The sequence below is a fragment of the Uliginosibacterium sp. sgz301328 genome (genome assembly GCF_041807905.1).
GTDB lineage: Bacteria > Pseudomonadota > Gammaproteobacteria > Burkholderiales > Rhodocyclaceae > JBGVSA01.
The window spans coordinates 84,548-107,702 of record NZ_JBGVSA010000012.1 but is presented as its reverse complement, the minus strand read 5'-3'; the positions used below and the strand labels follow the sequence as shown (position 1 = coordinate 107,702).

General features: G+C 62.8%; 20 protein-coding genes. 4 read left to right on the top strand and 16 right to left on the bottom strand.

The window, feature by feature from the left end; translation table 11 throughout:
• Window positions 1-2: 2 nt before the first annotated feature.
• Together hypB and hypA are read right to left on the bottom strand one after the other, a co-directional pair.
• Window positions 3-839: a hydrogenase nickel incorporation protein HypB gene (gene hypB, locus ACDA63_RS11255; RefSeq protein ID WP_373663338.1), complete on the bottom strand. Its 837-nt coding sequence runs from the start codon at window positions 837-839 to the stop codon at window positions 3-5.
• A gap of 74 nt (window positions 840-913) precedes the next feature.
• Window positions 914-1,261: a hydrogenase maturation nickel metallochaperone HypA gene (hypA, locus tag ACDA63_RS11250; RefSeq protein WP_373663337.1), complete on the bottom strand. Its 348-nt coding sequence runs from the start codon at window positions 1,259-1,261 to the stop codon at window positions 914-916.
• Window positions 1,262-1,530: 269 nt separating this feature from the next.
• Here hypA and ACDA63_RS11245 point away from each other — a divergent pair, with 269 nt between their 5' ends.
• From ACDA63_RS11245 to fdhD, 3 genes are read left to right on the top strand one after another with little or no spacing between them, the layout of a single operon-like run.
• On the top strand, window positions 1,531-2,073 hold the full coding sequence (locus ACDA63_RS11245; RefSeq protein WP_373663336.1) for a 4Fe-4S dicluster domain-containing protein: 543 nt from the start codon (window positions 1,531-1,533) through the stop codon (window positions 2,071-2,073).
• 36 nt (window positions 2,074-2,109) lie between these two features.
• Window positions 2,110-4,254: a formate dehydrogenase subunit alpha gene (gene fdhF, locus ACDA63_RS11240; protein WP_373663335.1), complete on the top strand. Its 2,145-nt coding sequence runs from the start codon at window positions 2,110-2,112 to the stop codon at window positions 4,252-4,254.
• A gap of 46 nt (window positions 4,255-4,300) precedes the next feature.
• Window positions 4,301-5,104 carry a formate dehydrogenase accessory sulfurtransferase FdhD gene (gene fdhD / locus ACDA63_RS11235; RefSeq protein WP_373663334.1) on the top strand — a complete coding sequence of 268 codons (804 nt, stop codon included), beginning with the start codon at window positions 4,301-4,303 and terminating at the stop codon, window positions 5,102-5,104.
• Between the two features lie 15 nt (window positions 5,105-5,119).
• Here the strand turns inward: fdhD and ACDA63_RS11230 are convergent, their stop codons facing one another.
• From ACDA63_RS11230 to ACDA63_RS11175, 12 genes are all read right to left on the bottom strand, one after another.
• On the bottom strand, window positions 5,120-7,105 hold the full coding sequence (locus ACDA63_RS11230; RefSeq protein WP_373663333.1) for a sigma 54-interacting transcriptional regulator: 1,986 nt from the start codon (window positions 7,103-7,105) through the stop codon (window positions 5,120-5,122).
• 211 nt (window positions 7,106-7,316) lie between these two features.
• Window positions 7,317-7,793: a hydrogenase maturation peptidase HycI gene (gene hycI, locus ACDA63_RS11225; RefSeq protein WP_373663332.1), complete on the bottom strand. Its 477-nt coding sequence runs from the start codon at window positions 7,791-7,793 to the stop codon at window positions 7,317-7,319.
• A gap of 145 nt (window positions 7,794-7,938) precedes the next feature.
• Window positions 7,939-8,349: a formate hydrogenlyase maturation HycH family protein gene (locus ACDA63_RS11220; RefSeq protein WP_373663331.1), complete on the bottom strand. Its 411-nt coding sequence runs from the start codon at window positions 8,347-8,349 to the stop codon at window positions 7,939-7,941.
• Window positions 8,346-9,158, bottom strand: a complete 813-nt coding sequence (locus tag ACDA63_RS11215; RefSeq protein WP_373663330.1) for an NADH-quinone oxidoreductase subunit B family protein — start codon at window positions 9,156-9,158, stop codon at window positions 8,346-8,348. The genes ACDA63_RS11220 and ACDA63_RS11215 overlap by 4 nt, the downstream gene beginning before the upstream one ends.
• A gap of 1 nt (window position 9,159) precedes the next feature.
• Window positions 9,160-9,702: a formate hydrogenlyase complex iron-sulfur subunit gene (locus ACDA63_RS11210; protein WP_373663329.1), complete on the bottom strand. Its 543-nt coding sequence runs from the start codon at window positions 9,700-9,702 to the stop codon at window positions 9,160-9,162.
• A gap of 11 nt (window positions 9,703-9,713) precedes the next feature.
• The gene (locus ACDA63_RS11205) at window positions 9,714-11,426 is read right to left on the bottom strand and encodes an NADH-quinone oxidoreductase subunit C (RefSeq protein ID WP_373663328.1); all 1,713 of its coding nucleotides are present in this window, start codon (window positions 11,424-11,426) and stop codon (window positions 9,714-9,716) included.
• 2 nt (window positions 11,427-11,428) lie between these two features.
• Window positions 11,429-13,021: a hydrogenase 4 subunit F gene (locus tag ACDA63_RS11200; RefSeq protein ID WP_373663327.1), complete on the bottom strand. Its 1,593-nt coding sequence runs from the start codon at window positions 13,019-13,021 to the stop codon at window positions 11,429-11,431.
• A gap of 4 nt (window positions 13,022-13,025) precedes the next feature.
• A complete protein-coding gene (hyfE, locus tag ACDA63_RS11195; RefSeq protein WP_373663325.1) occupies window positions 13,026-13,676 on the bottom strand; it encodes a hydrogenase 4 membrane subunit in 651 nt (216 codons plus the stop codon).
• Between the two features lie 30 nt (window positions 13,677-13,706).
• Window positions 13,707-15,146 (bottom strand): hydrogenase 4 subunit D, encoded by a 1,440-nt coding sequence (locus ACDA63_RS11190; RefSeq protein ID WP_373663324.1) that lies wholly within the window; start codon window positions 15,144-15,146, stop codon window positions 13,707-13,709.
• Window positions 15,147-15,161: 15 nt separating this feature from the next.
• Window positions 15,162-16,103, bottom strand: a complete 942-nt coding sequence (locus ACDA63_RS11185; RefSeq protein WP_373663323.1) for a respiratory chain complex I subunit 1 family protein — start codon at window positions 16,101-16,103, stop codon at window positions 15,162-15,164.
• Between the two features lie 9 nt (window positions 16,104-16,112).
• On the bottom strand, window positions 16,113-18,128 hold the full coding sequence (gene hyfB / locus ACDA63_RS11180) for a hydrogenase 4 subunit B (protein WP_373663322.1): 2,016 nt from the start codon (window positions 18,126-18,128) through the stop codon (window positions 16,113-16,115).
• A complete protein-coding gene (locus tag ACDA63_RS11175; RefSeq protein ID WP_373663321.1) occupies window positions 18,125-18,757 on the bottom strand; it encodes a 4Fe-4S dicluster domain-containing protein in 633 nt (210 codons plus the stop codon). Before ACDA63_RS11175 ends, hyfB begins: the two co-directional genes overlap by 4 nt.
• 303 nt (window positions 18,758-19,060) lie before the next feature.
• On the opposite strand from ACDA63_RS11175, the gene moaA reads away from it, so the two are divergent.
• On the top strand, window positions 19,061-20,377 hold the full coding sequence (gene moaA / locus ACDA63_RS11170; protein ID WP_373663320.1) for a GTP 3',8-cyclase MoaA: 1,317 nt from the start codon (window positions 19,061-19,063) through the stop codon (window positions 20,375-20,377).
• A gap of 129 nt (window positions 20,378-20,506) precedes the next feature.
• On the opposite strand, the gene ACDA63_RS11165 is transcribed toward moaA, so the two are convergent.
• The gene (locus ACDA63_RS11165; protein WP_373663319.1) at window positions 20,507-21,841 is read right to left on the bottom strand and encodes an MFS transporter; all 1,335 of its coding nucleotides are present in this window, start codon (window positions 21,839-21,841) and stop codon (window positions 20,507-20,509) included.
• A 100-nt stretch (window positions 21,842-21,941) separates the two neighbouring features.
• Window positions 21,942-23,126, bottom strand: coding sequence for a M24 family metallopeptidase (locus ACDA63_RS11160; protein WP_373663318.1), 1,185 nt, complete (start codon window positions 23,124-23,126; stop codon window positions 21,942-21,944).
• Window positions 23,127-23,155: the final 29 nt, after the last annotated feature.

Sequence of the window (23,155 nt, the reverse complement as noted above, 5' to 3'; positions counted from 1 at the left end):
CCTCATCGATTCGATGCGTCTTCAGTCGCCGCTGCCTCATGGCGGCTCGCCGCGCATCCTGCCGCGAGCCACGCCAGCCACGCGTCGCAGCCTTCTCCGGTGCGGGTCGACAGTTTCAGCACGGGCAATCCCGGCCGCACCTTGCGCGCATGGGCGATTGCCGCCTCGGCATCGAAGTCGACGAATGGCAGCAGGTCGACCTTGCTCATGATCAGCAAGTCGGCGACACGGAACATGTCGGGGTATTTGAGCGGCTTGTCCTCGCCTTCGGTAACGGACAGGATGACCACCTTGTGCGCCTCGCCCAGATCGAAGGCAGCCGGGCAGACGAGATTGCCGACATTCTCGATGAACAGCAGACCGTCGCGCGGCAGAGCGTCGTCTTCGACCAGCCGCGCCACCGCGTTGCTCACCATGTGGGCGTCCAGGTGACATCCCTTGCCCGTATTGATCTGGACTGCCGGCGCGCCGGCCGCGCGAATGCGGTCGGCGTCGTTCTCCGTCTGCTGATCGCCTTCGATGACGGCAAGCGGCGTACGCGCTTGCCAGCGCCGGATGGTGTCGGCCAGCAGCGTGGTCTTGCCCGACCCGGGACTCGAGACGAAATTGAGCACGAACAGACCCCGCTCGGCGAAGACTGTGCGGTTGATGGCAGCCTGCGCATCGTTGTCGGCCAGCAGATCGCGCTCGATCCGCAATATCTGCTCGCCGGTCGTGTCGGGGGCATGTGCCGCCTGCAGGGGAACCACATTCCGCTTGCGCCGCGCGCCAGCGGCGTAGCTGATCGGCACGCCACCAATGACAGTCTGGCCGCCGCCGCAGCCGCAAGTGCTACACATTGCACAACTCCAATCATTCCCGCCCCGCGCCACTGGCAAGACCGGGCTCGTACAGCAAGGCCGGAACAGTTTCGTCAGCGGCTCGCGACGCTGATATCGAGGATCTGCATCTCATCCCCCGCTACGACTTCCAACTCGAATCCACCGCAGTGCGGACAGGCATTTCCAACCCGCGACAACTCGACGGCTTGCTTGCAAGTTGCACACCATGCCTCGCCGGCGATGCGTTCCGCAACAATCTCGGCGCCTTCGGCCAGCGTTTCGCGCGCGACGAGGCCGCAGCAATAGATGAGCGTATCAGCGTCGACATGCGCCAGCGCGCCGATGCCAAGGCGAACGCGCGTGATGCAGCGCGCCCCCGCGCGGCGGGCCACTTCTTCGGCCATGGCGATGGCACGCTCCGCCAATGTCAGTTCATGCATTTCCTTGATCCAGCAATTTGACCGTCCCGGCGGCTGACGAGCGTCGTCAAAAGTGTCGAAAAGCTGTCGTTCGACACTCGGCGGCACATCGCTCTCCGCCGGATTCCATCGCGATCGAGCAGCCGCACCGCAGCCAAGCAAGTGTAGTTCCAGCGCATCGGGACAGGGACGACAACTGGCATGCCTTATGCGTCACACATGCAATTGAAAGGACGGAGGCACAACCGTCCAGCGCGCCTATGGCACGTTCCAAATGAGGAGCTCGTCAAATGAACCGGTTTGTCATCACCGAACCTAGCAAATGTATCGGCTGCCGCACCTGCGAAGTCGCTTGTGCGATGGCACATCCCCTCGATGAAGACACTGCGCTGACCCCCCAGAATTTTTCGCCGCGCCTGACGGTCCAGCGCATCGGCTCGATCACGACGGCAGTCATGTGCCGCCAGTGCGACGACGCACCCTGCGCCAAGGCGTGCCCCGTGAATGCAATCGTCTTCGCCCACGACAGCGTGCAGGTCGTGCAGTCACGCTGCATCGGCTGCAAGAGCTGTGTCGTGGCCTGCCCTTACGGCGCCATGAACGTCGTCAACGTGACGGCTCCTGCTCAGCCGCAAACATTCTTTGCCTCGCGCCGCGCGAAGTCGGAGGCTCAAAAGTGCGATCTGTGCATTGACCGGGCCGATGGGCAGGCATGCATCACGGCCTGTCCGACCAACGCCATCCGGCTGGTTGACCAATCCGTCATGACTGCCACTTTGCAGCGCCGCCGCGAACTGGCCGCTCAGAGCCTGGACAGCAAAACTCAATTTTGAGCCTCGGCGACTTCTCGATTTGAAAGGGTTTGTGACATGAAAAAAGTCATCACGGTCTGCCCCTACTGTGGTTCAGGCTGCAAGATCAACCTCCTGGTGAAGGACAACAAGGTCGTCGGAGCCGAAGGCGCAAACGGGGTGACCAATGAGGGGGCGCTGTGCCTGAAGGGCTACTACGGGTGGGACTTCCTCAACGACACCAAACTGCTCACGCCGCGCCTGCGGCAGCCGCTACTGCGTCGGCAGCGCGGCGCTGAATTCGAAGCCGTGTCGTGGGATGAGGCGATCAGCTTCGCAGCCGGGCGTCTGAAGGAAATCAAGGCCAAATACGGCCCCGATTCGATCATGGTGACCGGCTCTTCGCGCGGCACCGGCAATGAATCGAACTACATCGCGCAGAAATTCGCCCGGGCAGTCATCGGCACCAACAACATCGATTGCTGCGCGCGCGTCTGCCACGGCCCTTCGGTGGCCGGGCTGATGGTGACGCTCGGCAACGGCGCCATGAGCAACTCGATTCCCGAAATCGAGGACACGAAGTGCATCCTGGTATTCGGATACAACGCGGCGGACTCGCACCCCATCGTGGCGAACCGCATCATCAAGGCCAAGGAAAAAGGCGCCAAGATCATCGTGTGCGATCCGCGCTACATCGAAACCGCGCGGTTGGCCGATCTGTATCTGCCGCTGAAGAACGGCTCCAACATGGCGCTGGTCAACGCCTTCGCCAACGTGCTGATCAACGAGAACCTCTACAAGCCGGATTTCGTCGCGAATTACGCCGAAGGCTTCGAGGAATACAAGGCCGCGGTCGCCAAGTACACGCCGGAGTACGTCGCCGACATCACAGGGCTGGACCCGGACCTCATCCGCGAAGCCATGCGCATGTACGCTGCCGCGCCGACGGCCACGATCCTGTGGGGAATGGGTGTGACGCAATGGGGGCAGGCTGTCGATGTGGTCAAGGGCCTGTCGAGCCTGGCAACCGTGACGGGCAACCTGGGGCGTCCCAATGTTGGCGTTGGCCCGGTGCGTGGCCAGAACAACGTTCAGGGCGCGTGCGACATGGGGGCCTTGCCCAACACCCTGCCCGGTTACTACCCGGTCAGCGACGCACAGGCGCGCGACAGGTTCGCCAAGGCCTGGGGCATCGCCGCCCTGCCGGCCGAGAACGGCATCGGCATCACTGAAGTGCCGCACAAGATCCACGAAGGCAGGCTCAAGGCTTACTACATATTTGGCGAAGACCCGCTGCAAACGGACCCGGACGTCAATGCACTGCGCGCGGAACTTGAAAAGCTCGAGCTGATCATCGTGCAGGACATCTTCATGACCAAGACGGCCATGATCGCCGATGTCATTTTCCCGGCCACGTCGTGGGGCGAACACGAGAATGTCTTCTCCAGCGCCGACCGCGGATTCCAGCGGTGCTACAAGGCGGTGGAAGCACAGGGCGACGTCAAGGATGACTGGGAGATCCACAGTCTGATGGCGACAGCCATGGGCTATCCGATGAAGTACAACAACGCGCAGGAAATCTGGGACGAACTGCGTGGTCTGTGCCATCTGTACACCGGCGCCACCTACGAGAAGATGGCCGACCTGGGCTATGTCCAGTGGCCCTGCCCGACCGAAGATCATCCGGGCACACCCTGGCTCTACAAGGGCTTCACCTTCGACACGCCCAGCGGCAAGGCCCGACTGTTCGGCACAGAGTGGCGCCCGCCCCTGGAGAAGGTAGACGCCGATTACCCCTTGGGGCTGTGCACGGTGCGTGAAGTGGGCCACTACTCGTGCCGCTCGATGACGGGGAACTGCTCGGCACTGCAGACCCTGGCCGACGAACCGGGCTTCGTGCAGATTCACCCGGACGACGCCAGGACGTACGGCATCAAGGACCAGTCGCTCGTCTGGATATCGTCGCGCCGGGGCAAGGTCATCACGCGCGCCAACATCAACGAGCGCGTTAACAAGGGTGCGGTCTACATGACTTACCAATGGTGGATCGGCGCATGCAACGCGCTGACTGCCGACCATCTCGACCCGATCTCGAAGACGCCCGAATACAAGTTCAGCGCGGTCAAGGTTGAACCTATCGCTGACCAGAACTGGGCCGAGAATCACGTCAAGCAGACTTACGGCAAGATGAAGGCCGACATGCGCAAGGCCGCGCTGGCCTGAGTGCCATCTGGCATCGCGGCCCCGTGAGGGGCCGCGTTCCCGTCACATGATTGCGTCAGACCCTTCGAACGAACAGGCGACCACCCAGCAACTGAGTGTGTCGCGCCACCACTCCGGCGAGGTCACGACTTGCCGTGACGTCGTTGCGGAAGAGTTCCCGGTAGCGCTCGTATTCAACGGCATTTCGCATGCCGTGATGATGGCAACGCCGCAGGACCTCGAAACGTTCGCCGAGGGCTTTGCATTGTCGGAGGGTATCGTCACGCATCGACGGGAAATCCTCGACATGGAGGTCAACTGGCTGACGGATGGTGTCGAGATTCAACTCACCGTGACGCAGCGAGCCTTTCTCGGTCTGAAGGAGCACCGGCGGACGCTCGCCGGCCGTACGGGATGCGGCGTGTGCGGCACGGAAAGCCTGTCGCTGCTGGACCTTCACCCAGAGCGCGTGCGTACTGCTTCAGCGGTGACGGTGGACGAAGCCCTGATCCAGCGCATTCTCGATGCGCTGCCGGCCCATCAGCCCCTGATGGGCGCAACCGGATGCACCCATGCGGCCGCCTGGTGCAATTCGCAAGGCGAGGTCGTCCGCGCCTTCGAGGACATCGGCCGTCACAACGCGCTGGACAAACTCATCGGCTGGATTGCGCGCCACGACGTGGACACCACGGCCGGTGTCGTCTTCCTCACCAGCCGCGCAAGCTATGAGCTGGTACGGAAAGCGGCTCGCGTCGGCCTTCCGGTGCTGGCGACAGCCTCCGCCCCCACTGCATTGGCAATACGCATCGCGCACGAAGCGGGCGTTCGCCTGTTCAGTTTCTGCCGCACCAACGGATTCGTCGCTTACTGAGGTCGGCAAGCGCGCTCAGCGTGCTTCGTCCAGAGCAAGCGCGGCGTTGACCGAGATTCCGAAGCGATGCATGCGGGACAGCAGTGTCGTGCGTTTGAGTCCAAGCAGCACCGCGGCGCCGCGTGGACCGGCGACGATGCCGCGCGTCTCGCGCAGCGCGGAAATGATGCGCTCGCGCTCTGACTGAGCGGCTTCTCCGTCACGCAGGGGCGCCGAACGGACCGGGATCAACGGCCGATTATCAAAGGCGCCCCGTTTCGGCATGTCTTCGTGACGCACGGTCGTCAATGACACATCGAGGGTGCTGCCGCGCGTGAGAATGACTGCGCGTTCGATGACGTTCTCGAGCTCGCGCACGTTGCCGGGCCAGGAATGCTCCATGAGACGATCGATTGCCGTCGTCTTGATCTGGTCGATGGCCCGATTCATTCGTCGCGCGCTGCGACGCATGAAGAAATTGGCCAGAAGCGGGATATCGTCCGGCCGCTCGCGCAACGGCGGCACAGTGATCGGAAAAACGTTAAGACGGTAGTACAGGTCGTTGCGATATTCGCCCGCGTTCACCATGTTGTGCAGATCGCGGCAGGTGGCGGCAATGACACGCACATCGACCGGAATGACGGCGCTGCCGCCCACCCGCTCGATTTCGCGCTCCTGCAGGACGCGCAGCAACTTGGGCTGCAGGTCGAGCGGCAGGTCCCCTACTTCATCGAGGAACAGTGTGCCTTGGCTGGCCGTCTCGAAACGACCGATGTGGCGCGCGGCCGCGCCCGTGAAGGCGCCTTTCTCGTGGCCGAACAGATCGCTCTCCAGCAGGCCCGCGGGAATCGCGGCGCAACTGACTGTCACCATGCGTTGTTCGCGCCGCCGGCTGAGTCGGTGGATGGCGCGCGCGATGAGTTCCTTGCCGGTACCCGTCTCTCCCAGGATCAGTACGGAACAGTCGCTGTCGGCGACCATCTCCACTTGCTCGAGCACGCAGGCCATGGCGGGGCTTGTCGCGATGATCTCGTCCGAGCCCTGATAGTTGCGGATGTCCTGCTCGAGCAGGAAGTTCTCGCTGGCGAGTCTGTCGCGAAGTCGCGAGATCTCCTGGTACGCCAATGCGTTGCCAAGCCCCAGCGCGATCCGCGCCCCCACCTGCTGCAACAAGGGCATCTCGTCGCGCAGCAGCGCGGACATGCGGCTGAATGCCAGATTCAGCACGCCGATGACCTTGTGCCCCGACAGCAAGGGCAACGCGCAGGCCATCACGAAGCCTTCGTTGAGCAAACGAGCGACGCACGGATTGTTGGCAAGAAGCTGGCGGAGCGTACGTTCGTCGCCAACCCAGGCCTTGCCACTTTGCAGGGCGCGCCACCCCAGCGAATCGACGGGAGCGATGTCGCGGCATTCGACGCGCATGTCGCTCCTCGGCCCGAACCGCACCTCGTACGAATGAAATACGGCCCCGTCCATGTCCGGCAGATCCAGGCCGACGTAGTCGATACCGAAGGAACTGCGCATCGCTTCCGCCACGTTGCGCACCATATCCTGGACATCGAGCGTCGACAGAACGGAATTGGTGATGTCCACCAGCACCTGCAAGCTGCGTCGCTCCTGCTGCGCCTGTTCTTCACACTCGAAGTCCGCCTGCCTTTGCTCGATCCGCACCAGCGCGTTGGCAACCAGCCCGGCGACCTGGCTCAGGAAGGTAACGTCGACGTCGCCGATGCCCGCTTCCCCCAGGATGTACTCAATCCCGCCCAGGCAGATGTCCGCCTGCAGCGGGCATGTCACGTAATGCCCCAGCCGCCGGTACGGTGCCAGCGCGACAGACGAAGGGAAGTCGGCACGTAGAACGCTGCCGTCGCATTGGTAGGGAGAGGCCGCGTGGCGAGTACGAAGGAGATTGCCCGCAGGCAAGGAGGATACGTCTGTCCAGCATTCCAGTTGCCCGGAATCGGCGAGGAAATAGACACCCTCCGCCAACTGCGCTGTGCCCGCCAACACAATATTCACGCGGCACGCCAAATGTCTTTCGAGCGCGCTCAGCAAGGACTTGATATCACGCGGCTCTCCGAGCGCATGAGCCAAGAGTAAGGGAGCTGACTTAGCGGAAGAGAAATGGCTGGCGACCATACCTCTATGCTATCGCTGCTGCGTCGGAAGATTAGACGGTCATGTAGAGACTTTGCGCTGCCACAAACACATCTGGCAAGTCATTACAGTTCTACGACAACTCCGGATCGCCCAGGCGATCGAACGTGGCGGGGTCCCGCCCGGAGACCAACTGCCGGTGCAGTGCCGTCACCGCCTCGCTGACAGCCGTGCACATCGGAAAACCGAACGCGACCAGATCGGGCTGGATGCCCAGGAACAGCACTTCGCCCGCGCTTTCGCGCAAACGCTGCATGAGAAAGCTGAGCGGCAGGTCGTGCGTTGTCATGATGAACATTTCGCTGATCGCCGCCTCGTCGATCAGGCGCATCTGTCCGGGCGACAGCCCCATATCCGCCGCATCGACGATCAGCACGCGTTCGGGCGCCACCGCGGAAATCTCGTGCGCCGCGTTTTCCGGCGCCGATCCGCCATCGATCACCTGCCAACCCGGCGCGGGCTGTCCGGTCAGCAGTGCAGCCAGCATCGGCCCGGCGCCGTCGTCGCCCATCATGCTGTTGCCGACGGTGAGAATGATGTTGGAGTTCATTCGTGGAGCGTGTTCAAAGTCTGTCGCGAGAGGCCGTCAGCGGGGTGAAGAGCAGCGCACAACCGGAGTTTATGTTGATAAATGAGGATGTTGAGCAGCGCATGAGCCCCGATCGCAGCCTCGCAGCAAGATTTTGAACATGCTCTTAGCGGCGACGACCAATCAAATAGATGGCGGGCTCGGCCTCGATTGCGCGCAAAGCCTGCAGGAGTGTCTCCGCCCACTGGGACACCTGCTCCGAGAAGGCCGCATGTTCGGCCAGGGCCGGCGCGAGCATGGAAACGTGGCTGGCGTCGATGTTGATTTCGCCAAAACTCAGCAGGCCCGACAACTTGCTGCGCGCAGGGCCTTCCGGCCAGCTCTCGAGCCATGCGGCGAATTCGCGCAGCGGACAATCCAGGATCGGGCGCAGGCAATCGATGACGCCAACGTGATGCCCGATGGCGAGCGAGTAGTAGACGACCTGCCCGGCCTCAGCCGATGCGGCCTCTTTCTCGTCGAGGAATTTCTGTCCAAGCTGGTAGAAGACCACCTTGGATTCAACGCCACGGCTCACGGCTTCGTACCTTGGCCGCTCGCCGAGCATAGCGTCAGGAAAGACGCGAATATTTCGGATCGGCGCGGGTCGTCTCTTTCTGCAAGGTGGCGACTGACGGCGGCTTCGAACTCGCCAGCGGACGTCGCTTGAGCGACCAGCCCGAGAAAATCGTCGGCAAGCTGGCCGCCGTGCCGATAGCCTGCCATGCGCCGGGCCTCGCGCTCGATCTGCACGCGAAGATCATGCGGAATGCCCGGATGAGCCAGTGCGGCGCGATCGCCGTCGGCTTCGTTGTCGTGACGCGCCTTGAGCTTCTGGTCGAGCAGTCCCAACGCCACCGCAAAACCATAGATCGTGGCGGCCGGAGTCGGAGGACAGCCGGGGATGAATACGTCCACCGGTACCACCTTGTCGGTCCCGCCCCATACGCAGTAGAGGTCGTGGAAGATACCGCCGCTACACCCGCAGGCGCCGTACGACACAACGATCTTCGGATCGGGCGCGGCGTGGTAGGCGCGCAGCGCCGGCATGCGCATCATGCGTGTGACCGCCCCGGTAAAGAGCAGGATGTCGGCGTGACGCGGCGAAGCCACCACCTTGATGCCGAAGCGCTCGGCATCGAACACCGGCGTGATGGCGGAAAAAATCTCGATCTCGCAGCCATTGCAGCCCCCGCAATCGACGCGATACACGTAGGCGGAACGCTGGATATCGCCGAGAAGGGTTTTCTTTAGCGCCTGCGCGCTCTCCGATACGCTCAGGGGCTGCGGCATGCCGTTTGCATCGCGTGGAGCAAAGGCCAGGGGCGTGTCGACGGGCTTGTTCATGTCAGGCGGCTCCCTTCACGACGTAGCGGCGAGCATCGGTGGCGTCCAGCGTGTGCAATCTCTTGCAGTCCGGGCAGGTTTCAAAACGGGCACGCAGCGATTCCAGGTCGCTCTCCGGCACGCCCTGCTGCACGGTCAGCGCCAACGCGTATTCAACTTCCTTGGTGGGCGCGAAAGGCGTGTCGCATTGCCGACACCGCATCAGCGTGAAAGTCGCCTGCTGCAACAGGTCGGCCTTGCTGCCCACCGCCAGCTCGAATTCGGGCGACAGTTCTATGGCGCCGGTCGGGCACACCTCTTCGCAGCGTCCGCAGAAGATGCAGCGCCCCAGGTTCAGGGACCAGGTGCGCGTGCACGCATCGGCGTCGGTCTTTACCGTCAGCGCGTTGGGCGGGCAAGCCAGCACGCAGGCCGCACAGGCAATGCACTGCTGCGACGTGTATTCGGGTTTGCCACGAAAACCGGGCGACACCGGCATCGGAGCAAACGGGTACTTCTCCGTGGCCTCTCCTGCGCGGGCGATGATCTTGAGCAGCTTGAACATGTCCTCGTCCCTTACTTCAGCGGCGAATTCTTGCGCTCACGGCCGTAACGCTCGATTTCCTTGTACGGCACCGTGGTGGACTTCTGCTTTTTCACATCAACCAGCGTGACGCGATCGGTGCAGGAGTAACAGGGGTCGATGCTGGCGACGATGAGCGGCGCATCCGAAACGGTGTTGCCCCTCAGCATGTGGCGCAGCGGCGGCCAATTGGCGTAGGTCGGCGCCCGGCAGCGCCAGCGGTACAGTTTCTGGTTGTCGCCGATCATGCTCCAGTGGATGTCTTCGCCACGCGGCGCTTCGGCAAAGCCGAGCGCAAAAGCGTGCGGCTTGTAGGCGAATCCTTCAACCAGGATCGGTCCTTCCGGCATGTTGTCGAGCGCGTACTCGATCATCGCCAGCGAATCGTAGAACTCGCGCACGCGGATGAGCACGCGTCCGAGCACGTCGCAGCTCTGCTCGGTGTGAACGCTCATCGGCAGCGAGCCGTACGCGGCGTAATCGTGATCGGCGCGAATGTCCCGCACGAAACCGCTGGCGCGCACGAGCGGGCCGACCGGGCTGTAGTCGCGCGCCACTTGCGGGTCGAGGCGACCGACACCTTGCGTGCGCTGCTTGAGGTTGGGCGTCTGCAGCAGCATGTCGACGAGCGGCGTGATTTCCGCGCGCAACTCGCCGATGACTTTCAGCGTCTTGGTGCGTTCGTCCTTGAGGATGTCGCGACGTACGCCGCCAATCAGGTTCATGCCGTAGGTCTTGCGCGCCCCCGTGAGCATTTCGGCCAGAGTCATGGCCTTTTCGCGCACGCGGAAGAACTGCATGAAGCCGGTATCGAAACCGGTGAAGTGACACGCCAGCCCGAGGTTCAGCAGGTGGCTGTGCAGGCGCTCGACTTCGAGGAAGATCGAGCGGATGAACTTTGCACGTGCCGGTACTTCGAGCCCGAGTGCGTTTTCCACCGAAGTGGCGTACGCCACGCTATGCGTGAAGCCGCAGATGCCGCACACACGATCGGCCAGGAAAGTGACCTGATCGTAATCCATGCGCGTTTCGGCGAGCTTTTCCATGCCGCGATGCACATAGAACAGGCGGTAGTCGGCATCGACGATGTCTTCGCCGTCGACGAACAGACGAAAATGCCCCGGCTCGTCGGATGTGATGTGCAGCGGTCCGAGCGGCACCACGCGACTTTCGCCGCCATCATTCACGAAGGTGTACGTCTCCGTGTCGGTGGTGGGCGTCGGCCGCTGGTCATAACCCATCGTGTCCTTGCGCAGCGGATAGAGCCCATCGGGCCAGTCGTCCGGCAGCACGAGCCGGCGCTCGTCCGGCAAGCCCACGGGAGTCAGCCCGTACATGTCGCGCACTTCGCGCTCGCCCCACACGGCCGCGGGGACTTTCGGCGTGACCGAGGGGTATTCCTGGGCCACGGCGTCCACCAAGGTGCGGACGACGACCCAGCTCTTTACCGCCCCCTCCATCGAAAGCACGTAGTAGACCGCGAAATGGCCGTTGAGCGTACGTTCGTCATTGCCGAACAATACGGAGAGCCAGCCGCCCTGATCGTAGTAGAGCCAGGCCACGACATCCGGCAGCGAATCGGGCGTGACCGTCACGGTCACCTGGTCGGCGGTCTGCCAGGCCTCCTCCAGCACGGCAGAAGGAAACCGCTCGCGCAGTCCGGCGACGTAGTTGCGACCGGTTCGGGTGTGTTCTGCCACGGACATATTCATTGTCTCCCTGCCAGCGCCGTCGTCGGCGCAGGCGGTATTGCGTTTTGTTCCACTGCTGCCTGATGAGCCTGTGCGACGCGAGCCTCATGCGCGGCCGCGCCCGACAACACGATCTGCGTAGCGTTATCGACCAGGCTGACCAGCCCCGTCGGCGCACGTACCCCCATGACAACCATGAGCACGAGCAGGATTGCCATGGGCAGCAGCGTGAGCACCCCCGTCTCGGCCTTCGGCACGGCTTCCGGCGCTGGCCCGAACAGCATGCCGGCAGCCATCCGCACGAGCCCTGCGAGCACGACGGTCAGCAGCAGCAATGTCACAACCATGAGCCATGTGTGATTTGCGTGAATGCCCGCCGTGACGATCATGAACTCGCTGACGAACACATTGAACGGTGGCACCCCCGCCAGCGCCAGGGCACCGGCGCCCAGCAGGACGGCGGTCAGCGGCGCGACGCGCAAGAGACCTTTGACCGCATCGAGATCCGGCGTGCCGTAGCGCAGCAGCACATTGCCCGAGCCGCAGAACAGCAAGGCCTTGGCAAGGCTGTGATTGATGGTGTGCAGCAGCGCGGCGAAGACGCCTAACGGGCCGCCGATGCCGAAGGCCAGCGCGATCAGGCCCATGTTCTCGACACTGGAATACGCCAGCAGTCGTTTCATGTTGCGCTGGACGATGATGAAGAACGCCGCCACCGCAATCGACAGCAGGCCGAAGACGATCATCAGGGTCTGCGGGAAAGCCGGTCCGATGCTCGCCGCGGCGAGCATGTAGAAACGCACGACCACCAGCAACGCACAGTTGAGCAGGACGGCCGACAGCAGCGCGCTCGTGGGACTGGGGGCTTCGGAGTGAGCGTCGGGCAGCCACGCATGCATCGGGAAGAATCCCGCCTTGGTGCCGAAGCCGATCAGCACGAACACAAAGGCGAGCTTGACCAGCGTCGGGTCGAGCACATCGGCATGCGCCAGCAAGTGCGTCCAGAAAGCCGCGTCAGCGGTGTGCGGCAGGACGCCGGCGCCGTTGGAATACACCAGCACGACCCCGTAGAGGCCGAAAGCGACGCCTACGGTACAGATGACGATGTACTTCCACGCGGCCTCAAGAGAGGAGCGCTGTCCATAGAACCCCACAAGGAACGTGGAAGCAAGCGTCGTGGCTTCAATCGCCACCCACATCGCAATGATGTTATTGGCAGTCGCGGCCAACAGCATCGTGAAGATGAACAGGTTGAATATGCCGTAGTAGTTGCAGAGCTGCCCGGCGTCGACCTCGGAGCTGGCCAGTTCGTGGTTCATGTAACCGATCGAGTACAGCCCGGTCAGGAAACCGATCACCCCGATCAGCCCGACGAATATCGCCCCCAGGCTGTCGACGCGCACCCAACTGCCGAATGCCGCGACTTCGCCAGCGGCCGCCACTTCGATCACCACGACGATTGTCAGCGCCAGCAGGGCCGTGATCCCGATGGCATGCAGGGCGCGGGCCACCACGTGGGCAGCAGACCCGAACAGGCGCGACGCCAGGCATAGCACCGACGTCGCCAACGGCACCAGCAAGAGGACGGAGAGTAAATCCGCGTGATTCATGGCGTCAGCCCTTCAAGGCAGTGAGTTGCTTCACGTCGAGCGATTGCAGGGTGCGCTGGATCCGGCGAACCAGCACCACCATGATGATGACGGCGAACACGGCGTCGGTCGCGACACCGATCTCGACGATCTCCGGAGCCTTGTAGGCGAGCAGCGCGAGTGTCAGGTGCGAGCCGTTTTCCATCAGGCAGAAACCGAAGATCTGCTTGAGGATGCTGCGCTGGGTGACGATGCAGACGAGCCCGAACAGGAAGTGCCCGAGCGAAATGCCCAGCGCCGGCTTGAGCGGTTCGACCAGCGCGATGTGTACCGAAGAAACGGCGTAGCACGACAGCCCTACGATGAGCGCCGCCGCCAGTACCAGCCACGCGGGCTTGAGCACGCCCGGCAGATCGTCCTGCGGCGACAGCGAAGGCAGCGCGCGCAGCATGATCATCGGCACCAGGATGACCTTGGTGACAAAAGCCGAAGCCGCCCACAGGTAGAGCTCCTCCGCGCCGTGCGCGACTGCCAGCGCGACGAAGATCGCCACCAGAACGAGCGACTGCACCGCATACAGCCTCGCCGCGCGAGCCGTGTCGCTCGCCGCGGTGACCAGCAGCGACGTGACGATGAGCACCGCGGCCAGGCTATTGACGACCATCGATCCATCCATTGCTTATTTCCTTATCCGCAATTCTTCGTGCTAACCGAGCCAATTTGCGGCGATGAAGCTGGACGCCACACACATGATGATCAGCACCACGAGCACCGTCTGCATCATCGGCGGTACCGGGGCGGCATCGGCAACGGCCTGCGACGGCGTGCCCGGCGAAGTGTCGCCGAACCACCGCAGGAACCAGGCAAAACTCCCCACTGATTCGATCAGGGCGATCACGACCAGCGGCAGGAGCAGGATGTGCTCGGCCGACAACTGGAAGCCCGCGGCAAAGATCGGAAACTTGCTGAAGAACCCGCTGAAGGGCGGCACGCCTGTGATGGCAAGTGCGGCCACGCAGAAGCTCACACCCAGCAACGGCACGTTGCGAAGCAGACCTCGCAGCGACGGCAACATGCGGGTGCCGCAGGTGTAGGACAGCGCGCCGGCAACCAGGAAGAACAGGCTCTTGGCGAACGCATGGTTGAAGATGTGCGCGATGGCGCCCTTGAAGGCCAGTTGCGAACCGAAGATCGCCAGCGACAGCGCCATGAAGATGAGCGAGAGCTGCGAGATCGTCGAATAGGCCAGCAGCCGCTTCATGTCCTTCTGCGGCAGATAGAGCAGGAAGCTGTAGACCATCGTGATCGTTGCCATCACCACGCCGACCCAGCCCACGACGTGGGGCACGGCGCCCGCTTCGTGGATGGCACGGGCGAAGATGAAGGCGCCAACCTTGACCATCGAAGCCGCATGGAGATACGCACTGATGGGCGTGGGCGCCTCCATGGCGTCGGGCAACCAGGCATGCAGCGGCAGTTGCGCCGACTTGCCCCAGGCGGCGAAGAGCACGCCAAAGAAAATCAGCGTCTTGGTTGCATCATCGAGGCCGGCAAGGGCGCTGATCGAGAAAGTGCCCGTCTTCACGAACAGCAGGGCGGCGGCGAAATACAGGCCGATCGCGGCGATGTGCGTGATGATCAGCGCTTTGGCCGCCGAACCCAGCGCCCTGGGTTTCTCGTAGTAGCCGATGAGTGCCCACGAACAGGCGCCGGTGATCTCGAAGAAGACGAGCTGCCCGAGCAGCGTGGACGAGAACACCAGCCCCGCCATCGCTCCGATGAACAACAGCAGAAATGCGTAGTAGCGAGGACGCCCCTCATGCGGATGTTCGCGATTGCCGAGCGTGAGGTAGTCGGTGGAATACGCGACCATCAGCAAACCGAGCACCACCACGGCGATCGCCACCAGTACGCTGATGCTGTCGAGCGTCAGTCCGATGACTTCTGCGGTGCCAAGGCTCAACAGCGTGTAGTGCGTCGGCACCCGCCCGGCATCGCTGAAGTCCACCGCCAGGCAGATCACGCTGAGTGCGGCCAGCGCGGCGAACACCAGCGCCACCCACTTGGCCGCACGCTGAGGACTGACCGCCGTCAGGGCTGCTCCCAGCACAGGCAACAGGATGGTCGCGAGTGCAATGTTGTCCATAATCGACCCGACTCCTCAGAAACCCGTGAGATAGAAGACGAACGCCAGCACGGCAAAGGCGAAACCCACCCACGTCACGCGCGAGGTGAGCACGAAGCGACCGCGCGCCATGCTGTTCTCGACGAGCCCCGCGAGTACGAACACCAACAGCAACTTGACGAGCAGGGCCACCAGCGAAACGATCCAGGCCGCGCCGGCGAGCGTCCCGAGGTTGCCAAACGGCAGCAGCACGCCAAGCAGGAACTGCGCGAGCACCACTTTCTTAAGCGCCAGGCCGAGTTTGAAAATACCCAGGGACGGCCCCGAATACTCGGTCAGCGGCCCTTCCTGCAGTTCCTGTTCGGCTTCGGCCATGTCGAAGGGGAGCTTGCCCATCTCGATGAACACGGCAAAGGCGAAGGCAAACATTGCGGTCACCAGCGCCACCGGCGACACGAAGTAGGAGCCACCGGCCAGCGCTGACGCGATCGTGCCCAGGTTGGTACTGCCGACGACGAGCGCCACGACCACGAGCGAGAGAATCATCGTCGGCTCGACGAGCGCGCCCATCGTGAGTTCGCGCGCAGCACCGATGCCCGCGAACGAGCTGCCGGAATCAACGCCGCACAGCGAGAAGAAGAATCGCGCCAGCCCCAGAACGTATGCGAACGTAATCAGGTCGGCCAGCACCCCTACCGGTGACAGGTGGGTGAAGATCGGCAGCGCCATCGCCAGCAGCAGCATGCAGCCGAGATTCACGCTCGGCGTCGCGCGGAATACGAATCCGGACGCGGCTGGCGCCACGTCCTGCCGCCGCAGCAGCTTGGCGATGTCGCGATAGTCCTGTAACACGCCCGGGCCGCGCCGCGAGTGCATTCGCGCGCGGATCATGCGAGACACGCCGGTCATGAGCGGAGCGAGCGCCAGCAGAAGCAGGGCTTGCGCGATGGCGAGAAGGAGCATCCCGAGATTTGGCATGAACAACTCCTAGATCGCGACGAGAAGAAGAACGGCCAGCGTGGCCACCACGTACAGGCAATAGACGCGGAAATCGCCGTGCTGGAGCCACTGGATCTGCCGCCCCGTCCACTGCACCGCGTGCGCGCAGCGCAGGACGACCGTGTTGTCCCAGACCGGCTCCATGCGTGTCGTTGCATCCACCATCCAGTCGATGGCGCGTCGGCTGGCGCGGGCGGGACTGAGCACGTCACGCAATCGGTAGAGCGGTGAGAACAAGTGCTGGATCGGCTGTGCGAGGCCGCTGGGCGACACCGTCATCACCTCTTCCTGCACGTAGCCGCAAGCCCACGCATCGCCGGCATGGCGGCGTGCCAGCCGGGCGCCCTTCAACGCTGCCACCAGCAGCAGCGGCACGCACAAGGTGCCAATCAGGATCAGCGTCAGCAAGGGCATGGACAGCACCGCCTGCCCGCTGTTGGCCGGGAACACGACCGTACCGCTGGCAACCGCCGTCAAGGGCGCATGGGTGAGCGCAGAAGCCACGCCTGCCATCGCCGGCGCCACGACCGAGGCGCCCACGCCAAGCAGTACGGCACATGCTGCCAGCATGACCAGCGCGGCAACCATCGGCCGCGGCACTTCCGTGGCTTCGTCCGCATGCTCGCTGCGCGGCAGGCCGGAGAACGTGACGCCCCACGCCTTGACGAAGCACACGGTGGCCAGGGCGCCAGTCAATGCAAGCATGACCATGCCGACCGGACCCGCGATGCGCGCAGCGAAGTCGCCGCCATGTCCGAGCGAGAACAGCCCCTGATAGGTGAACCACTCGCTGACGAAACCGTTGAATGGTGGCAACGCACAGATCGCGATGCTGCCGATCAGGAACGTACCCGCCGTCCATGGCATCCGCTTGGCCAGACCGCCCAGCTTTGCCATGTCACGGGTATGCGTGCGATAGAGAACCGCGCCCACGCCGAGGAACAGCAATCCCTTGAAGACGGCGTGGTTGAGCAGATGGTAGAAGCCGGCAAGCAGACCGATGACAGCCAGGGCCATGTTGCCGGTGGCGACACCGATCATCCCGACGCCCACCCCCATGAGGATGATGCCGACGTTCTCCACGGTGCAATACGCCAGCAGGCGCTTGAGGTCCGACTCGGCCAGCGCATAGAGCACGCCGAGAACGGCAGAGACGGCGCCGAAGGCCAGCACGAGAATTCCCCACCATGCCTGCGAGGCACCGAGCAGGTCGACCCCGACCTTGACGATACCGAACACGCCGATCTTCACCATCACGCCCGACATCATCGCCGAGGCATGCGACGGCGCTGCCGGGTGAGCGCGCGGCAGCCAGCCATGCAACGGAACGATGCCCGCCTTGGCGCCGAAGCCGAAAAACGCCAGCAGGAACACCAGCGAGGCCAGCACCGGCGACAATTTGAGCTGGCGGAAGCTTTCGAAATCGAGACTGCCGCTGTGGGCGTAGAGAATGAGGAACGCCGCCATGATCAGCACGGAGCCGGCGTGCGCAATGAGGAAATACAGGAAGCCTGCGCTCACCGATTCCTTGTCCTGGTCGAAGATGACAAGGAAATACGAGGCCAGCGACATCATCTCGAAAAAGACGATGAAGTAGAACGCGTTATCGACCGTCACCAGCATCACCATCGAGGCGATGAACACGTTCATGAAGAAGCCTATCGCCCACGCGCCGCGCCCGGCGTACTCGCGCACATAAGAAAGCGAATAGAGCGAAGACGCGCAGCCGACCAGCGAAATGACGAACACCATCAGCGCCGCCAGCGGATCGATGCGCACGGCGAACTGGGCGAAGGAGAACGGCCCGTCCAGGACGAATCTGATCGTACTGCCCGACAGCAGAATGGGCGCCGATCCCGCCACCCCTGCGGCACCGCCGAGCACGCCGGCCACCGCCGCGACGCGGGTCGCCACGGCTTCCGCGCCGGTCAGCAGCAGGGATACCGCCGTGCCCACGGCATAGCACGCCAGCGAGATGATCAGCAGATTGAGTGCGACGCTCATGAGCCGGCCTCCTCGGATGCAGTAAAGGGCCCGGGGATGTCGAGCGCCGCTGCGGCCCTGACACGGCTGGTCTGGCCCGCATCGGACAATTCCGAATCCGCCACCATCACCAACGCCTTCGTCGGACACACACGCACGCATTCCGGCCCGGTGGCGCGGAAGTCGCACAGATCGCACTTGACGGCCACGCTCCGTACACCGGGCGACCACGCCAGCAGCGGATGCAGGGTATGCACGCTATCGCTCGCCGCGCCCGGCTCTTGCGGCGCGAGCATTGCCGGAGAGACATAGCCCTGCCCCGTGGCCACGACACCGGTGACGGGCGTGCCGCCCGGCGTGATGGCGCCGAATGGACAGGCGATCGCACACAGCTTGCAACCAATGCAGAGGGTCTCGTTGAGCACGATGGCGTCGTGCTCATGAGTGATGGCCTTCACCGGGCACACCCGCGCGCAGGGCGCATCGTCACACTGGCGACACAGCATGGGCGCCGTGCGATCACCACTGGTGACGACCTTCAGCCTCGGCTGCCCCTGCAGGCCGACCGCCTTGTGCACGACCGAGCACGCCGCCATGCACGTGTTGCAGCCATAACAGCGCGAAGGCTCCGCAATCACGAAGCGATTCATGACCAGAAACTCCCCCGGGTATTGCGGCACTATGAATAATGACCAGTGCAAATGCAGAATCCATGCCACGAGCGGAACGCGCGTCAGGCCTGGCGCACGCCCTTTCGCCACAAGGACTTACGTCGAATCGAGAAAGGGAACGCGCTGATGTTCGTCAGAAGTGACGATGGCGGGAGCGTGGTGACGACAGTTCGACACTGTCGAATGACATGTACTCAAATGCTGGCGGTGCCGTCCGCCTAGAATGGCGGGCGCCAGACGCGGCTTTGTCGTCTGCAACGCCCGCGCGGAGAACGAACCGGCATGTCGCGGGTGCTGGTTTGCGCTCCCGGTCAGCAGGCATCGATTCGGCCAGCGCGGATCGCACGAGATGGCACGGTGCATGCTCGACAATCACCGGTCGTCCGGGTGCAGCGATCTTGCCCTGCAGAAAATGGACGACACGTGTCGCAATGCTGGCGGCATGATCTGCGTATCTCAGGCGACACGAACGTACCCGGCGGTTGGGCTCCGTTGGCCTCGGCTCCCTGGTACTGCGCATACACGAAGATGATCGACACGACCCAAACCACTTCGACGCACGTCACCCAACGTCAGCCTGATCCGAAGGATGGCGGCGGCGCGCTCGTCGATCGTGAGATGCGCCGGATGCGTGACTTGCGAATATCGGTCACCGATCGCTGCAACTTCCGCTGCAGCTACTGCATGCCGAAGAATGAATTCAGCCGCAAACACGTCTTCTTGCCGCGCACCGATCTATTGAGCTTCTCCGAGATCGTCCGCATTGCACGGCTCTTTGTGGCGGAAGGCGTGAGCAAGATCCGCATCACTGGCGGCGAGCCATTGTTGCGCCGCGATATCGAATGCCTGATCGCCGAGCTCGCGGCCCTCGGCACGGAAGTCACGCTCACGACCAACGGCTCGCTGCTCGCCGACAAGGCGCGCGTGTTGGCCGATGCGGGACTGCGGCGCGTGACGGTCAGCCTGGACGCACTCGACGACTCGATCTTTCGTCGCATGAACAATGTGGGCTTTCCCGTTGGTCAGGTTCTGGCGGGCGTGGAAGCCGCGGCCGCCGCCGGGCTGGCTCCCGTCAAGCTCAACTGCGTCGTGCGGCGCGGCGTCAACGACGATCAGATCCTGCCGCTCGCGCGCCATTTTCGAGGAACAGGGCACATCCTGCGGTTCATTGAGTTCATGGACGTGGGCATGAGCAACGGATGGAAGATGGATGAAGTGCTCCCCTCCGCGCAGGTGCTCGCGCGCCTGCAGGCCGAATTCCCGCTCGACCCGGTCGACCAGAACTATCCGGGCGAAGTCGCGGCGCGCTGGCAATATCGCGACGGCACTGGCGAAATCGGCTTGATCTCTTCGGTCACTCAGGCGTTCTGCCGCGATTGCACGCGCGCCCGGCTCTCACCGGACGGCCGCCTCTTCACCTGCCTCTTCGCCAACCATGGGCATGACCTGCGAGGCCCCATGCGCGCGGGCGTCGGCGACGCGCAGCTGGCACGCATGATCCGCACCATCTGGAATGCCCGCGGCGATCGCTACTCGGAAATCCGCGGTACGCCCACGGCCGGTAGCCAGCGGATCGAGATGTCTTACATCGGCGGTTGATTCGGTTCTACACACGGATGTCGTTCACGGCGTGCGTACCCCGTGGAGGATGAGTCTTGCCGCAGTCGTGGAACTCGTTTTGTCAGCGGACCCGTGCCGATGGCGCAGCGGGCCCGCCGACGGGGCTGGTTAATTGCTTTCTGGCACCGTTGCACCGACCTTTCGGTCTGTGAGGTTATGCCGGAAGGTTTCTTCCAGGAAATACGCCGACACCAGGCTGATGATTGCCGTCACCGCAATATAGAGCGCGATAGGCGTCGTCGACTGGTACTCCGCGAACAGCCAGGCCGAAAGCAAAGGCGCCGGTCCCGATGTGATGATGCCTGCGATCTGGTACGGCAAGGACGCGCCGGTGTAGCGGACACGGGTACCGAAGATTTCCGAGAACCATGTCGACTGCACCCCGTACGTGGAAGCCTGGCTGAAGGCGATACCCAGTACGTAGGCAAGAATGATATAGGCCGGCTGAAGCGTCTCGATCAGGGCAAAGAATACGAACCCGTAGATCGTCACGAATATCGCGCCAAGCATATACACGGTGCGGCGGCCGATCATGTCCGACAGCCTGCCGAACAAAGGCAGCGTTATCAGTTCCACAGCGCACCCGATGAGAATGGCCTCCAGGAACACGCTTCGTGGCAATCCCAATTGCTGGGTACCGTAGGCCAGCATGAAGACGTTGATCACGTTGAATGTAATGTCGGTGGCAAAACGGGTGCCGATTGCCAGGATGATCTGCTTCGGATAAGTGCGCAGCAATTCGATCAGAGGTGCCTTGGCTACGGCCTTTGCTTCCTTGAGTTCACGAAATACCGGCGACTCTGTCACCCGAAGCCGGATGAACAATCCAACGATGATCAGCAGAAAACTGATCAGGAAAGGAATTCTCCAGCCCCAGCTCATGAATTGTTCGTTCGGCAATTGCGAAGCCAACGCAAATACGCCAGTCGACATCAGCAAGCCGATCGGGACGCCCATCTGCGGAAAGCTGCCGTAAAACCCACGCTTTTCCGCCGGAGCGGTTTCCACCACCATCAGAACCGCGCCACCCCATTCTCCGCCCACCCCGATGCCCTGAAAGAGGCGCATCAGGATAAGAAGGGCGGGTGCCCAGATGCCAATGCTGTCATACGTGGGAAGAATACCGATGATGAATGTTGCCGCCCCCATGATGAATAGCGTGGCAACCAGTGTCGCCTTGCGCCCGATACGGTCGCCGAAATGCCCGAAAAATACGGCACCGAAGGGGCGCGCGACATAGCCCACCATAAAGGTGCCAAAAGAAGCCAGCGTACCCACCACGGGATCGAATTTCGGAAAGAACAGATGCCCGAATACCAACGCCGAAGCCGTTGCATAAAGAAAGAAGTCGTACCATTCGATTGCCGTGCCGACGACCGAAGATACCAATGCCCGCCTGACCATTCCGTCAGTAATCTGACTATGGGCCGATTGTGTAGTCATGATTGTCTCCCCACCACTTAAATGGCATCGCCTGGCCACTGATAAACAGTCGATTGACCGGCCAGACTTTTGCCTTTTTCAAATTGCCGTCTGGAATATTTCACCAGTGCAAGACCATTGGGAATTTGTCGAGCGTTTCCACTCCTTTCGCTGTCAGTCGCACAATGCGTTCAGTGCGAAGCCCACCGACCTCGGGCACGGTAATCGTGGCCTTTAGCGTGAACACCATGTTTTCTCTTAGTACGGTGGTATTGCCGGGGCCGATCCAGGGCGCCTCTTCCTCCGGGTCCATGCCCGTGCCGTGGCCCGTACCATGGCCCCGAGCTTCACTGGAAAATGCTTCATAGCCGGATTCGACCAATGCGCGTTGAATGACGGCGTTGAGTTCCTGGGCCTGCATGTCGGGACGCGCGGCCTCGAGTCCTGCTTCCACCGCACTGGCGGCGGCGGCCACGATGCTCATCTTCTGGGCATCCGCGGGCCCGTAGGTGAAACCTCGGCCACCGTCCGCCACATAGCCGCGATAGCGCGCGCCAATATCGGTCATCACGAGATCGCCGGGCTCGACGAAGCGGTCCGTCGGGCGCGCCAGGTTATAGGCTGAGCGCACACCGGCCTGCACCATCGAATCGAAAGCGGTGCGGTCGGCGCCACCCGCCAGCATGGCGCGATCGGCCAGCCACGCCAGTTCGCGCTCGGTAAAGCGCTCGCCCGTGGCAAGCGCGTCACGGATGGCTTCCATGGCGGCGTCGGACAGGGCCGCGGCCTTACGCAAGAGGCGCACTTCGGCGTCGCTCTTGATGGCCTTGATTTCGGCAAGCAAAGAAGTCGGAGCTAGCATCATTTCGGCCAGCCCCGTTCGCACCCTGTCGAGCAAGTTCGCGGGCACGTAGGCCGCCCCGGCGAGTCCTACGGCGCGCTTTGAATGACGCGCCGCGAACGCGCTCAGGGTGGAATGTAGATCCCGGAAATCCTTCACGCTGAATGGCGTCACGCTTTGCGCGTAAGCCAGGCACTGAGCCGAAACGAACAAGGTGGGATCGTCATCGGCCGGCAGAAAGAACAACGCACTGGCGATGTCCGAAACACCATCCAACGGCCGGAACTCGGTGAAATAGGTAATATTGGCGCCGCGCCAACAATCACCGAATGCCATCAACGCGGCCATGCCGCTCTTTTCGACTGCTGCGCGTACAGTCGCAATACGGGCGGCAAATTCGGCGGGACTGATGCCTTCATCGGGAGGAAGATGAAGGTTATTCTGCGTAAGGCTTGGAATGCTCATATCGGTCTCCTCTTATGGACACACAGAGG

Coding starts and splice junctions, on each gene's coding strand:
- ACDA63_RS11165 (WP_373663319.1), bottom strand. CDS start 21,841: ATGACTACACAATCGGCCCATAGTCAGATTACTGACGGAATGGTCAGG.
- hypA (WP_373663337.1), bottom strand. CDS start 1,261: ATGCATGAACTGACATTGGCGGAGCGTGCCATCGCCATGGCCGAAGAA.
- fdhD (WP_373663334.1), top strand. CDS start 4,301: ATGATTGCGTCAGACCCTTCGAACGAACAGGCGACCACCCAGCAACTG.
- fdhF (WP_373663335.1), top strand. CDS start 2,110: ATGAAAAAAGTCATCACGGTCTGCCCCTACTGTGGTTCAGGCTGCAAG.
- ACDA63_RS11190 (WP_373663324.1), bottom strand. CDS start 15,146: ATGGACAACATTGCACTCGCGACCATCCTGTTGCCTGTGCTGGGAGCA.
- ACDA63_RS11185 (WP_373663323.1), bottom strand. CDS start 16,103: ATGCCAAATCTCGGGATGCTCCTTCTCGCCATCGCGCAAGCCCTGCTT.
- ACDA63_RS11200 (WP_373663327.1), bottom strand. CDS start 13,021: ATGAATCACGCGGATTTACTCTCCGTCCTCTTGCTGGTGCCGTTGGCG.
- ACDA63_RS11245 (WP_373663336.1), top strand. CDS start 1,531: ATGAACCGGTTTGTCATCACCGAACCTAGCAAATGTATCGGCTGCCGC.
- moaA (WP_373663320.1), top strand. CDS start 19,061: ATGTCGCGGGTGCTGGTTTGCGCTCCCGGTCAGCAGGCATCGATTCGG.
- ACDA63_RS11175 (WP_373663321.1), bottom strand. CDS start 18,757: ATGAATCGCTTCGTGATTGCGGAGCCTTCGCGCTGTTATGGCTGCAAC.
- ACDA63_RS11205 (WP_373663328.1), bottom strand. CDS start 11,426: ATGTCCGTGGCAGAACACACCCGAACCGGTCGCAACTACGTCGCCGGA.
- hypB (WP_373663338.1), bottom strand. CDS start 839: ATGTGTAGCACTTGCGGCTGCGGCGGCGGCCAGACTGTCATTGGTGGC.
- ACDA63_RS11215 (WP_373663330.1), bottom strand. CDS start 9,158: ATGAACAAGCCCGTCGACACGCCCCTGGCCTTTGCTCCACGCGATGCA.
- ACDA63_RS11210 (WP_373663329.1), bottom strand. CDS start 9,702: ATGTTCAAGCTGCTCAAGATCATCGCCCGCGCAGGAGAGGCCACGGAG.
- hyfE (WP_373663325.1), bottom strand. CDS start 13,676: ATGGATGGATCGATGGTCGTCAATAGCCTGGCCGCGGTGCTCATCGTC.
- hycI (WP_373663332.1), bottom strand. CDS start 7,793: ATGAACTCCAACATCATTCTCACCGTCGGCAACAGCATGATGGGCGAC.
- hyfB (WP_373663322.1), bottom strand. CDS start 18,128: ATGAGCGTCGCACTCAATCTGCTGATCATCTCGCTGGCGTGCTATGCC.
- ACDA63_RS11160 (WP_373663318.1), bottom strand. CDS start 23,126: ATGAGCATTCCAAGCCTTACGCAGAATAACCTTCATCTTCCTCCCGAT.